A 12,174-nucleotide genomic window follows, 5' to 3' on the forward strand; every position below is an offset into this window, starting at 1 on the left:
ACCCACCTCAAAACGAGCATTCCCTTGAGAACCGTGGAAGACGACCACGTTGATAGGCCGGGTGTGGAAGTGCAGTAATGCATGTAGCTTACCGGTACTAATCGTTCGATTGGCTTGATTGCTCTCATTTTCAGTGTCCATAGGACTGCAAAGTCCATGATGGTGAAATGACCAGCGCTGATTTTGGCGTGGGTCCTCGGGTCGAGCCCGAGGACTGCGCTCAAACGCTTTCAGCGTTTTCGCTTGCTTCGTTTACTTGTCCTTCGCCGGCCTGGTGGTTCTAGCGAGGAGCTTGAACCCGATCCCATCCCGAACTCGGCCGTTAAACTCCTCAGCGCCAATGGTACTATGGCTTAAGCCCTGGGAGAGTAGGTCGCTGCCAGGCCTGCCAAGGACAAGTTGATCCTCTTTACGCGTCACGACATAACAAAACGCCGCCTCCTTCGGGAGGCGGCGTTTTTGTTTGTGCAGATGATCGCTGGGTCGTGGGCGCCTGTCGATCTGCCAGACGGCGATCATACTTCCGCCAGATCGAGCCACTGTGATCACCCGCGCCGAACTGGATGTCAGCCGTGAAGCGTTTCATCGCACATGTTTTCGTCATCGTAGTCGCGATTGCATTGTCCGCGGTCACGCACGCTGAGCCGAAACTCGAGATGCATCGCGTCGGCGTGAAGGCGGATGATGGCTCGGGCTGGAATACGGCAATCTCCACCGACGGATCGTTTGCGGTGCTGACGCCGATCCCGTTCAACGATTCACGACGCGCGACGCCGCGACTGGCGAGACCAGCTACGTGATCGGCGGCAAGAGCACCGAGGGTATCAAGTTCGTCGCCCTCGAACTCGCGCCGGGCGGGAAGCCGCCGCCGGACCTCGCGTCAATTCCGCAGGCGATGGCGGCAACCGCGGGCAACAAGGTATCGGATGTCACTCGCAGCAGCAAAGACGGTGCCGACGTGCTGAGCCTTACGGTCGTCACTCCCGAGGTCACGCTCTACATGCGCGGTATCCAGTTGCAGGGTGTACGCTACCTGCTGAGCATCGAACTTCCCAATGCCCATCGCGAGCTGGTGGCGAAGTTCAAGGACCGATTCTTCGACTCTTTCAAGCTCAAGACGAAATCCTGACCCGACTGCAAATCCGACTTGTCAGGAACGAGCTCGTCCCTTTTCATGCATTGCGATCGAGAAGAGGCCGCCTGTTTCGCGGCAGGCGGCTTTTTTCCCGTTGCCGGCGTGATCGCGACGGGAGAAGCGCCTGAAGCGACAGCCCCGAGGCCCCCTATTTTTGGTAGTCCCCGTTAGCCTGTTTCACTCAACGACGAAGCCACTTTGGTGCAGAAACTCCCCTTGCGCCTCCAGCCCTGCTCCCTGACATGCATTTCTGTCATGATTGATCGATAAACGCCGGGTTCAGTGCCCGTTCATTTCACGCGCCGTAACGATGCGGAACTTCTGATACGTCCCGCCAGTAACTCGCTACTTCAGAGCGTCCCACCAGCCCCCCGAGGAGCCCCCCAATGCGTGAGTTCATTCGCCCCGTTGCCATCACATTCAGCATTGCCTGTCTCGCCGCCTCCATGGCGGTTCTGCCCACCGACAGCGCGCTCGCGCAAGCCAAGGGCGGCCAGATGGCGCCCGCACCCGCCCAGGGCGCTGCCCCCATGGGCCAGCCTCCGGCCGTGAAGCAGATTGCACTGACCGACAAGCAGGTCGAGGGCGTCATCGCGGCTGCCAAGGACATGGACGCCCTATCCGAGAAAATGCCTGACAACGGCAAGCCGGATCCCAAGCTCACGGCGCAACTTGAGGCGACCGCGAAGAAGTACGGCTTCGCCAGCTATGACGAATACAACACCGTGGTCGACAATATCGGCCTCGTGATGGCCGGCATCGATCCCACCGCCAAGAAGTATGTCGGCAGCACGGCCGTCATCAAGGCGCAGATCGCGCAAATCCAGGCCGACAAGAAGATGTCCGCCAAGGACAAGAAAGAAGCACTCGACGATCTCAATCAGGCGCTGAAGGGCCCGGAGCAGACGATCGACAACAAGGGCAACATCGACCTCGTCGTCAAGAATTACGACAAGCTCGCCGCCATCATGGGCGACGACCAGAACTGATTTTTCCGTCATTGCAAGCGAAGCAATCCAGAAAATGTGATTTCTGGATTGCTTCGTCGCTTCGCTCCTCGCAATGACGACTTGGCGAGCGAGCTAACCCCCGCCGAATTTTTGCTCCATCGCGCGCCGCGTCTTGATGGTCTCGTTCGACGGATCGAACTCAACGTCATCCCAACGTACGACAGCGCCATGGGCGACATCGCGCTTCAACTTGAGGTGATGCGCAAGCCCGATCGGCAGCGCGCCGGCTTTGAGGCTGAGCGAGGCCGGCATCAGCTTTCCCCACACCGTGTAGCCACCTTCGCCGTCGAGCATCTCGCCGGCGCGTAACGGGCGCTTGGCGACGGATGCGACATCGCCGCGGAAACCATGCGGTTGGCCGGTCGGCTCCTTGCGCAGCGCCGCCGACAGGACCGAGATGTTCAGCTCGAGCCCGATCAAATGATAGGGCTTGTACATCGCGGCAAATCGCCCGCTCGCATCGGTCTTCAACCCGTACTGCTTGAAACAATCCGCGGCATAGTCGTTCGGCGCTTCCAGCACGACATAGACGCCCCAGCGCAGGTCGCGAAACACGGGACGGCCGTCGCGCTCCAGCGACGACACGACCTCGACCACGCCGGATTTTTCCAGCACGCCGCCTTGCTCCCGCGGTCGCATGATATGCGGCAGGTCATCGACGCCGCAGGGCGGAAACAGCAATCCGCTGGAGGGGACATCGAGCCCGGTCGCATTCGCAATTGCCGCCATCTCGATCGCGGACTTGGTGCCATCGAGAAATGAGTTGAACATCTGCGGATTCATGCCGGCCGATTGCGCCTCGTCGGCCGAAAGGCCGTAGTGAGCCCACACGCCGGTCGGCGTCACGTCGTGATAGGCCGGCAGATATTTGGTGCCCTTGCCGGCAGCGACGACGCGAAAGCCGGTGGCGCGCGCCCAGTCGACCATTTCTGCCGTGAGCGCCGGCTGATCGCCGTAGGCGAGGGAATAGACCACACCGGCCTGTCGCGCTTCCTCCGCAAGCAGGGGCCCCGCGAGCACGTCAGCTTCGACATTGACCATGACGATGTGCTTGCCATTTCTGATCGCGGCACGGGCGTGGGCGATTCCGACGGCGGGATTGCCGGTCGCTTCCACCACCACCTCGATATTTCCTGAGATCGCTTTTGCGCTGTCCGCGGTGAACGTCGTCGCCGCGATCCGGTCTTTGTCCCAGCCAACCGTGCGGCAGGCCTCGCGCGCCCGCTCCGGATCGAGGTCGACGATCGTGGAGACTTCGAGGCCCGGTGTGTGCGGCACCTGTGACAAAAACATCGAGCCGAACTTGCCGGCGCCGATCAGCGCAACGCGTACCGGCTTGCCGGCGGCGTGACGGGCTTTGAGGAGGGAGGAGAGATTCATGGGGAGACTTGCCCTTATCTATCCCCGTCATGGCCGGGCTTGTCCCGGCCATCTACGTCTTTCTTGCTTTTTGATCAGACGTGGATGCCCGGCACAAGGCCGGGCATGACGAGGCTTTGTTTGGTGCGTGTCGAAGGCTACTCCGCCGCTTGTCTTGGCGCGCGTGCGAGCCGCAGCAGCGAATCGTCGGCCACCGTCTCGATCGGCGTGAAGTCGCGGTGGGCGATATAGTCCGGCCGCGTCGGCGTGCGGATGTAATTCGAGACGGCATTGAGCGTGAGGTACACGATCTTGCGCGGGTAGGGCGTGATGTTGCCGGCCGAGCCGTGCACCAGGTTGCCGTGGAACATCAGAAGTCCGCCGGCCTTGCCGGTCGGCGCGACGATGCCGCCTTCCTTCACCAGCCGCGTCACGGTTTCCTCGTCCAGCGTCCACAGCGGGTACGATGTCGTTTGAAGATCGTGCGCGGCCTTGAGGTCGCCGGCGTGCTGGCTCTTCGGCACCAGCATCAGGGGGCCGTTGATCGGCATCACCTCGTCGAGGAAAATCGCGATGTTCATCGCGCGCGGCTCCGGCATGCCGTCGTCGCGCTTCCAGGTGCCGTAATCCTGGTGCCATTGCCAGACGTCACCGGTAAAAGCCGCCTTGGCGTTGATCTTGAACTGATGCATGTAGACTTTTTCGCCGAACAGTTGCTCGATCGGCTCGATCATGCGCGGATGCGCGCCGAGCAGGCGAAACGCTTCGTTGTAGAGATGCGCCGCAAAGGCCGTGCGCGGCGCACCGCTCTTCTCGCGCCAGACTTCTGGGCGGTTGGCGTCATAGATACCCACCGCCTCGCGCGCGAGCAGCGCGACTTCCTCCGCCTTGAACAGTTCCGGCAAAAACAGCCAGCCTTCACGATGGAAATCGTCGATCTGCTGCTGGGTCAGTTTCATGGCAGTTCCTCCTCTGGCCTTGTTTTTCGCGCTCTCCGAGAGAATGCGTTTTGGTCATGCCGCTTCGTTGATGGCTCTCAGTCGCTCTTCGGTCCTTTGTCCGGCGATTTGTGCGTGCGTTTCGGCAGCGGTTGCTGCCGCCTTGGCGTTGCCTGACAGAATCTGTTCTGCAATCGCTTCGTGTTCGCTCCAGGCCCGCTGGCGGTAATCGAGTTCGGCCATGACGGTTGCCATCGAACGCCGCATATGGGGCCATTGTGGCGCAATGGTTTCCTCGATCACCGGATTGCCGGCGAGGCGATAGATCGCGCTGTGAAAATCGACATCGAGCGCGACCAGCCGCGCCAGCGGCGTGGTCTTGTCGATGGCGCGGCCGGCCCGCAGCGCCGCTTCGAGCTGCGCACGTCCGGCTGCGTCAGTCTTGGCCCTTCTCGCGGCCATCCGCGCCGCGAGCGCGTCGATCGCGCCGCGGACTTCGTAGAATTGGCGGATGCGCTCGGGGTCGAGCTGCGTCACTTCGAAGCCGCGGCGGCCGCTTTCGGCAAGCAAGCCTTGCCGATGTAATAGATGCAGCGCGTGCGACACCGGCTGGCGCGAGACACCGAGCCGTTCCGCCAGTTCGTTCTGGGTGATGCGCTGACCGGGCGGCAGCGTACGATCGGTAATCGCCTCCAGGATCCGGCCATAGACTTGGTCGGTCAGGTTTGGCGACGGGGTCAACGGGATCATCCGGCCATCCTGCTTTCGAATACGGAATTCCGTATTCAGTGTACGCTTCGGGCGCGGCGGGTCAAGGAGTTTCGGCCGGTGGCCGCGCCGCGTCGCCCGTGGATGGAACATGCCGCCGGCAGAAACCGGGTGGAGCGCAACAATCTCCAAGCCTAGATTCCACCCCAAGAGCACCATGGGACATGCATATGGAGCGAACCATGACTGACCAACATTTTGCCTTGTTCGACACACCGATCGGCATCTGCGGGATCGAATGGGGTCCGCGCGGCATCAACGGCTTGCAACTGCCGATGGGCAGTGACGAGAAAGCGCGCGGGCGGATCCGGCAGCGCCGCGGCGACATTGACGAGGCGATGCCGACCGAAGCGGTGCAACGCGCCATCGATCGCATCGTCAAGCTGCTCGCGGGCGAGCGCGACGACTTGAAGGATATTCAACTCGACCTCGACGGCGTTCCGGAGTTCAACCGCGGCGTCTACGACATCGCTCGCACCATTCCGCCGGGCGAAACCATGACCTACGGCGATATCGCCAAGCGTCTTGGCGGCGTCGAACTCTCGCGTGACGTCGGCCAGGCGCTCGGACGCAACCCCTGTCCGATCGTGGTGCCGTGTCATCGCGTGCTGGCGGCGGGCAAGAAGCCCGGCGGATTTTCCGCTCGGGGCGGCGTCGACACCAAGCTGAAGATGCTCGCGATCGAAGGCGCGGTGGTTAATCACACGCCGAGCCTGTTTGATTGAGGCGCTCTTATCCCTCCCCCGCGTAAGCGTGGGGAGGGTGGCCATCGCGAAGCGATGGTCGGGTGGGGGCTAGTGTCATCGAGCGAGTTTAAACCCCCACCCCCCGCAAGGGGGAGGGAGAAGAAAGCGCCAGGTCAGCCCACCGCCTCGCAACTAAACCCGTTGCCCTTGCGGCGGATCTTGCCCGTCGACGGCGAGGGGAAATGCGCGGTGCAGCAGAGCGTCTCGGTATCGCAATAGCGCTCCAGGAAGCTTTTCCGCGTCGCCGCCGCCTGCTTCGGATCGACGTCGAACCTCGGCGACAAGTCCGGATACTGCAACTGCAGCGGCGAATGCATCATGTCGCCGGTAAAGACCGCATCGTCTTTGGCGCGGCCGAAGGCAAAGGCGATATGGCCGGGCGTGTGGCCCGGCGCCGGGAGGATGCGCAGATGATCGCCGACCGCAAAATCGTCGCGGACGATCTCGGCTCGCTTGGCCTCGACCACCGGCAGGACGCTGTCGCCGAACGGCGGCACTGGCGTCTTGGCGTGCTGCTCGGTCCAGTAGTCATATTCGGTCTTGCCGAAGATGTAGCGCGCCTTCGGAAACGTCGGCACCCAGCGGCCACCTTCCAGCTTGGTGTTCCAGCCGACATGATCGACATGCAGATGCGTGCACATCACGAAATCGATATCGCCTGCCGAAAAGCCGGCGGCGTTCAGCGCGCGCATATAGGTGTCGTCGGTCTTCATGTTCCATTTCGGACGCAGCGGCCGCGGCTTGTCGTTGCCGATGCAGCTGTCGATCAGGATCGTGTGGTGCGGCGTGCGCACCACATAGGACTGGAAGCAGAGGATCAGCGTGTCGTCGGCGTCGATCGCGCTCGCTTGGCGCAGCCATTCCTTGTTCTGCGCAAGCGCGTCGGGTGAGAGCGTCGGAAACAGATCGAGCGCCGGCAGGAATGTGGTTTCCTGCTCGACGATGCGATGGATGGTCAGATCGCCGACGTTGAACTTCAGACTCATGGCGGCTCTCTCCGAACGTTTGTGCCGTGACTTTACGCTTTGGGCGGCAGCGAGATCTGGACCGACGGCCGCGTCAGCATGCGTTCATGAAACGCGTCGAGGTTCGGATAGGCCTTGCGCCAGCCGCAATCGGCGTAGCGAAAATCGGCATAGCCGAGCACGCAGGTGAGCGCGATCTGCACGATATCGAGCGGACGCGACAGCGCCTCCGGCTTATCGTTGAAGCGCGCCATGCCGAGCCAGGCGCGGTTCCAGTGATCGTCCGCCCAGCCCTGCCAGTGCAGCTCCTTCGGCCGCACCATCCGCTCGTAGCGGCACAGCAGCATGGAATCGAGCATGCCTTGCAACATGGAATGGTCGCTCTTGACCTTCCAGCGGTCCGCTCCGCTTGCGGGGATCAGCTTATCCCCGCCGGCAAGCTCGTCGAGATATTCGACGATGACATAGGAATCGAGGATCACATTGCCATCGTCGAGGATCAAGACCGGCAGCTTCTTCAGCGGCGTGATCCTTGAATATTCGTCGTTGGCCTGCGCCGGCGCCACCGTCGTCGGCACGAACTCGATCTTGTCGATCAGGCCGAGCTCGATCGCGGCGATGCGAACCTTGCGGGCGAAGGGAGAAGCAGCCGAGAAGGTCAGTTTCATTTTGCAAATTCCTCGTAGTCGAGGGTTGTCATTGCGAGGAGCGGAAGCGACGAAGCAATCCAGTCTTGTCGTGTTACTGGATTGCTTCGCGGAGCTTGTCATCGGGCGCGCGTTCGCGCGACCCGTTGGCTCGCAATGACGGCCGCGGCTATTACGCCGCGATGATTTCCTGCCGCTGCTCGCCGAGCCCTTCGATGCCGAGCGTGACGACGTCGCCGACATTGAGATACTTCGGCGGCTTCATGCCGGTGCCGACGCCGGGCGGGGTGCCGGTGGCGATGACGTCGCCCGGCATCAGCGTCATGAGCTCTGACAAATAGGACACGATCTTCTTGACGCCGAAGATCATGGTCGCGGTCGATCCGGTCTGGCAGCGCTTGCCGTTGACGTCGAGCCACATCGGCAACTTCTGCACGTCGGCGATTTCGTCCTTAGTAACGAGCCAGGGGCCGAGCGGGCCGAAGGTGTCGTGCGACTTGCCCTTGGTCCATTGTCCGAGGCGCTCGATCTGGAAGAAGCGCTCCGAGACGTCGTTGCAGACGCTGTAGCCGGCGACGTAATTGAGCGCATCGGCCTCGGAAACGTATTTGGCGCGGCTGCCGATGATGATCGCCAGTTCAACTTCCCAGTCGAGCTTGGTCGAGCCGCGCGGCTTTTCGACCTGATCGTTGGGGCCGCACAGGGCGTTGTTGGCCTTCATGAAGACGATGGGTTCGGCCGGGATCGCCATGCCGACCTCTTTCGCGTGGTCGGTATAGTTGAGGCCGATGGCGATGAATTTCGGCGCGCCGCCGACCACCGCGCCGATGCGTGGGCGACCGCTGACGGCAGGAAGCGAGGCGGGGTCCAGAGCAGCAATCCTGGCCAGCGAAGCCGGCGAAAAGGCGTCTCCGGCGAGGTCCGAAACATGCGCCGAGAGGTCGCGGATTTGACCCGATTTATCGACCAGGCCTGGCTTTTCCTTGCCCTTCTCCCCGTAACGACAAAGCTTCATCTTTCATCACTCCCTGGTGTGGTTTCATGGCTTGGGACGCTTCTTGGAACAGGGAGCGGCCAAATTCAACTGCTTAGGCGCATGGCATGTTGCCGCCCTCTGCGTCGGGGGCAGCCCGGGATCGGTCACGAGAAGCGTTTTCGAGCGAAGCATGCCCGCGGGACTTGTTCCGGGGGTGGGTACCGGTCCGCGTGAAGAAAACGCGTCAAACAAAAGCTAGCTGGCCGCCGCGATGAACTTGAAGGCGTCCCCGTCGCGCTTGATATGGCCGGCGTCAAAATGCCCGCCAATCACCAGCACCTCGCGGTCGGCAAAGCGCGAAAACAGCTCGCGCCGGGTTTGAGGTGACTGCTGGGGATCGGAATCCGCGGTCGAGGACCAGTCAAGGTGGGCCATCTGGCAAGGATGATGGGCAACATCGCCGGTCAAGAGGCCCTCTTCACCGCCGGAACGAATATGAAGACTGACATGGCCGGGGCTGTGGCCGGGCGTCGGGATCAGCGTGATTTCCTCGCAAATCCTGGCGTCGCTGGCGATCAGGTCGGCCTTCCCGGCCTCGACGATGGGCGCTACCGAATCCGCGAAAATGGCGGCCTTGTCGGGCTCGGTCGAGTGATCGCGCCAATAGGCGTATTCACGCTCGCCGAATAGATAGCGCGCCCTCTCGAAGGTCGGCACCCACCGCCCTCCGACGAGCCGCGTATTCCAGCCGACATGATCGACATGCAGATGCGTGCAGAGCACGGTGTCGATGCTGTCGGGCGGAAAGCCGGCCGCCGTGAGGTTGTCGAGGAAAGGTCCGTGACGGTCATTCCAGGTCGGAACGGTGCGGTCCTTCTTGTCGTTGCCAAGCCCGGTGTCGACCACGATCCGCCGCGTCGGTGTTTCCACCACGAGCGCGTGGATCGACATTTTCAGGCGGCCTTCTGCGGTGGCGAAGTGCGGGATCAGCCATGGCAGCCGCAAAATGTCTTCGCGGCCCGCCAGCGGCAGAATGAAACGCGTGTGGCCGATCGTCTCGAGTTCGACCACCTTGGTGATTGTGACGTTCCCGACCTTCCAGCGCATCCGGCGTTTCCTTCGGCGCCTACAGCGTGCCCGGGAAGGCGCCGCCATCGAGCAGGATGTTCTGTCCCGTGATGAAGCCCGACTTGGCGCCGCACAGGAATGCGCAGGCAAGACCGAATTCCTCGGGGTCGCCGACGCGACCGGCGGGATTCATCTTGCCGCGCTCGGCGATCATCTGCTCCACCGAAACGCCGCGCTTCTCGGCTTCTGCCTTGGCGACTGCCCCACGGAGGCGATCAGTGTCGAACGGACCCGGCAAGAGCGCATTGATGGTGACGTTGTTGATCACGGTCTTGCGCGAAAGGCCCGCGACAAAGCCGGTGAGGCCGGCGCGCGCGCCATTCGACAGTCCCAGCACTTCGATCGGCGCCTTCACGGCGGCCGAAGTGATGTTGACGATTCGGCCGAACTTGCGCGCCATCATGCCATCCACCGTCGCCTTGATCAGTTCGATCGGGGTCAGCATGTTGGCGTCGATCGCCTTGATCCAGTCGTCGCGGGTCCAGTTGCGGAAATCGCCGGGCGGCGGGCCGCCGGCATTGTTGATCAGGATGTCGGGCTCTGGACAGGCCTTCAGCGCGGCCGCGCGCCCCTCGGGCGTCGTGATGTCGCCGGCGACCTCGGTCACGGTGATGCCAGGATTGCTCTTGCGGATTTCATCCGCGGTTTTCTTCAACGCTTCGGCGCCGCGCGCGGTCAGCGTGACATGCACGCCCTCATTGGCGAGCGCGATCGCACAAGCGCGCCCCAGTCCCTTGCTCGATGCGCAGACGATGGCGCGGCGGCCTTTGATACCCAGATCCACTGTTTCACTCCCGTAACTCAGTTGGTTTTGCGGCGCGACTTTAGCCAACCTTGCAGCCCCTGATAAGGGGTGCGGCTTTGCGTTGGCCGACATGGTCTGTATCAATGCAGCATATCGCGTGCTTTCGGAAACGTCACATGCCCGCCTTCGCGGGGACGACGAACGAGTTCTAATTCGCCCGCATCTCCGCCTTGATCATGTCGGCGGCCTTTTCGCCGATCATGATGGCTGGCGCGTTGGTGTTGCCGCCGATCAGCGTCGGCATGATCGAGGCATCGACCACGCGCAGGCCATCGAGGCCATGGACTCGCAATTCCGGATCGACCACCGCGAGCGGATCGCCAGCGCCCATCTTGCAGGTGCCGACCGGGTGATAGACGGTGTCGACATTGTTGCGCAGCACGTCGCGGATTTGCGCGTCGGTTTCGACGCCTGCGGTGACCGTGTCGGTTTTCTGCAGCGCCTTGAGCGCGGGCGCGTCCAGCAGGCGTTTGGTCGTCTTGAAGCCTGCCACCATGGTGTCGAGGTCGCTCTCCTCGCCCAGAAAATTCGGGTCGATCGCGGGCGGGGCGTGCGGGTCGGCGCTTTGCAGCCAGACGCTACCGCGGCTCTTCGGCCTCAGCATGCAAACGTGGCAGGAGAAGCCGGTGCCCCAGCGCGGCTTGCGGCCGTGATCGGCGACCATCGCCATGCAGAAATGCAGCTGGATGTCGGGCAGATCGAGGTCGGGGCGCGTCTTCAGGAAGCCGCCGCATTCGGCGACGTTTGACGTCATCGGCCCGCGCCGCTCTCTCCGATATTGCGCGATGCCCTTGAAGATTCGCGCAATGCCGCCGAACGAGAGACCTGCGAAATGCGGAGCATCCGACGTGAAGCCGAACACGAAGTCCGGATGATCCTGCAGGTTCTGTCCGACGCCCGGCAGGTGATGCGTCGAGGCGATGCCCTGCTTGGCAAGCGCCTCGGCATCGCCGACGCCGGACAGCATCAACAGTTGCGGACTCTGGAACGCGCCGGAGGACAGGATCACTTCGCGGCGGGCGCGGATCTGTTTGATGTCCTTGCCTTGCCGGTATTCGACGCCAACTGCGCGCTTGCCCTCGAACAGGATGCGGCTGGCGTGTGCGTCAGTGATCACGCGCAGATTGGATCGGCTTTTCATGAAGGGATGAATGTAGCCGCGCGCCGCGCTCCATCGCTCGCCGTTCTTCTGCGTCACCTGGTAGGTGCCCAGGCCTTCCTGCTCCTCGGCGTTGAAGTCGTCGCGGATGCGAAACTGCGCCTCGCGCGCGGCCTCGAGATAGATCTCGCGCACCGGGTTGTCGCTTCGCGATCCCGTCACATGCAGCGGGCCGCCCTTGCCGTGATAAGGCCCGTCGAGTTCGGAATTGTCTTCAGAGCGTTTGAAATAAGGCAGCACGTCCGCGTATGACCAGCCGGCGTTGCCGAGCGCGGCCCAGCCGTCATAGTCGGCCTTGTGGCCGCGGATATAAACCATTGCGTTGATCGATGAAGAGCCGCCAAGGCCCTTGCCCCGCGGCTGGTAGCCGATGCGGCCGTTGAGGCCTTTCTGCGGCACGGTGTCGAACGCCCAGTTGTTCGTCTTGCCGGCGATTTGCAGGATCATCGCGCCGGGTGTCATGACCACCCAGTTGTCGTCGGTGCCGCCGGCCTCGAGCAACGCAACCGATGTCGAGGGATCTTCCGACAGCCGGCTT

13 protein-coding genes and 2 rRNA genes are annotated in these 12,174 nt (G+C 62.5%); 6 read left to right on the forward strand and 9 right to left on the reverse strand.

Going from position 1 to position 12,174, the window contains the following annotated elements; genetic code table 11:
• From VFB05_RS11780 to VFB05_RS11800, 5 genes are all read left to right on the forward strand, one after another.
• A 23S ribosomal RNA gene (locus VFB05_RS11780) occupies nucleotides 1-122 on the forward strand; the annotation flags it as partial.
• A 148-nt stretch (nucleotides 123-270) separates the two neighbouring features.
• Nucleotides 271-385, forward strand: a 5S ribosomal RNA gene (gene rrf / locus VFB05_RS11785).
• A 187-nt stretch (nucleotides 386-572) separates the two neighbouring features.
• Nucleotides 573-800 carry a hypothetical protein gene (locus tag VFB05_RS11790; RefSeq protein ID WP_325012421.1) on the forward strand — a complete coding sequence of 76 codons (228 nt, stop codon included), beginning with the start codon at nucleotides 573-575 and terminating at the stop codon, nucleotides 798-800.
• The gene (locus VFB05_RS11795) at nucleotides 797-1,129 is read left to right on the forward strand and encodes a hypothetical protein (RefSeq protein WP_325012423.1); all 333 of its coding nucleotides are present in this window, start codon (nucleotides 797-799) and stop codon (nucleotides 1,127-1,129) included. The genes VFB05_RS11790 and VFB05_RS11795 overlap by 4 nt, the downstream gene beginning before the upstream one ends.
• A 392-nt stretch (nucleotides 1,130-1,521) precedes the next feature.
• Complete coding sequence (locus VFB05_RS11800) at nucleotides 1,522-2,124, forward strand: hypothetical protein (protein ID WP_325012425.1); 603 nt, start codon at nucleotides 1,522-1,524, stop codon at nucleotides 2,122-2,124.
• 93 nt (nucleotides 2,125-2,217) lie between these two features.
• On the opposite strand, the gene VFB05_RS11805 is transcribed toward VFB05_RS11800, so the two are convergent.
• From VFB05_RS11805 to VFB05_RS11815, 3 genes are all read right to left on the reverse strand, one after another.
• Nucleotides 2,218-3,525 carry an NAD(P)H-dependent oxidoreductase gene (locus VFB05_RS11805; RefSeq protein ID WP_325012429.1) on the reverse strand — a complete coding sequence of 436 codons (1,308 nt, stop codon included), beginning with the start codon at nucleotides 3,523-3,525 and terminating at the stop codon, nucleotides 2,218-2,220.
• Between the two features lie 137 nt (nucleotides 3,526-3,662).
• The gene (locus VFB05_RS11810) at nucleotides 3,663-4,463 is read right to left on the reverse strand and encodes a phytanoyl-CoA dioxygenase family protein (RefSeq protein ID WP_325012434.1); all 801 of its coding nucleotides are present in this window, start codon (nucleotides 4,461-4,463) and stop codon (nucleotides 3,663-3,665) included.
• Nucleotides 4,464-4,517: 54 nt separating this feature from the next.
• On the reverse strand, nucleotides 4,518-5,192 hold the full coding sequence (locus tag VFB05_RS11815) for a GntR family transcriptional regulator (RefSeq protein WP_325012435.1): 675 nt from the start codon (nucleotides 5,190-5,192) through the stop codon (nucleotides 4,518-4,520).
• A gap of 200 nt (nucleotides 5,193-5,392) precedes the next feature.
• Between VFB05_RS11815 and VFB05_RS11820 the strand changes: the two genes are divergently transcribed.
• Nucleotides 5,393-5,935: a methylated-DNA--[protein]-cysteine S-methyltransferase gene (locus VFB05_RS11820; protein WP_325012438.1), complete on the forward strand. Its 543-nt coding sequence runs from the start codon at nucleotides 5,393-5,395 to the stop codon at nucleotides 5,933-5,935.
• A 134-nt stretch (nucleotides 5,936-6,069) separates the two neighbouring features.
• Here the strand turns inward: VFB05_RS11820 and VFB05_RS11825 are convergent, their stop codons facing one another.
• The 6 genes from VFB05_RS11825 to VFB05_RS11850 all read right to left on the reverse strand — a co-directional run.
• On the reverse strand, nucleotides 6,070-6,942 hold the full coding sequence (locus tag VFB05_RS11825) for an MBL fold metallo-hydrolase (RefSeq protein WP_325012440.1): 873 nt from the start codon (nucleotides 6,940-6,942) through the stop codon (nucleotides 6,070-6,072).
• Between the two features lie 32 nt (nucleotides 6,943-6,974).
• Nucleotides 6,975-7,589 carry a glutathione S-transferase family protein gene (locus VFB05_RS11830; protein WP_325012443.1) on the reverse strand — a complete coding sequence of 205 codons (615 nt, stop codon included), beginning with the start codon at nucleotides 7,587-7,589 and terminating at the stop codon, nucleotides 6,975-6,977.
• Between the two features lie 151 nt (nucleotides 7,590-7,740).
• On the reverse strand, nucleotides 7,741-8,583 hold the full coding sequence (locus tag VFB05_RS11835) for a fumarylacetoacetate hydrolase family protein (RefSeq protein ID WP_325012445.1): 843 nt from the start codon (nucleotides 8,581-8,583) through the stop codon (nucleotides 7,741-7,743).
• A 216-nt stretch (nucleotides 8,584-8,799) separates the two neighbouring features.
• On the reverse strand, nucleotides 8,800-9,651 hold the full coding sequence (locus VFB05_RS11840; RefSeq protein WP_325012447.1) for an MBL fold metallo-hydrolase: 852 nt from the start codon (nucleotides 9,649-9,651) through the stop codon (nucleotides 8,800-8,802).
• A 19-nt stretch (nucleotides 9,652-9,670) separates the two neighbouring features.
• Nucleotides 9,671-10,456, reverse strand: a complete 786-nt coding sequence (locus VFB05_RS11845; protein WP_325012449.1) for an SDR family oxidoreductase — start codon at nucleotides 10,454-10,456, stop codon at nucleotides 9,671-9,673.
• Nucleotides 10,457-10,625: 169 nt separating this feature from the next.
• A partial coding sequence (locus VFB05_RS11850; RefSeq protein ID WP_325012451.1) for a GMC family oxidoreductase occupies nucleotides 10,626-12,174 on the reverse strand: 1,549 nt, incomplete at its 5' end.

Source organism: Bradyrhizobium sp. (assembly GCF_035652035.1).
Classification (GTDB): domain Bacteria; phylum Pseudomonadota; class Alphaproteobacteria; order Rhizobiales; family Xanthobacteraceae; genus Bradyrhizobium.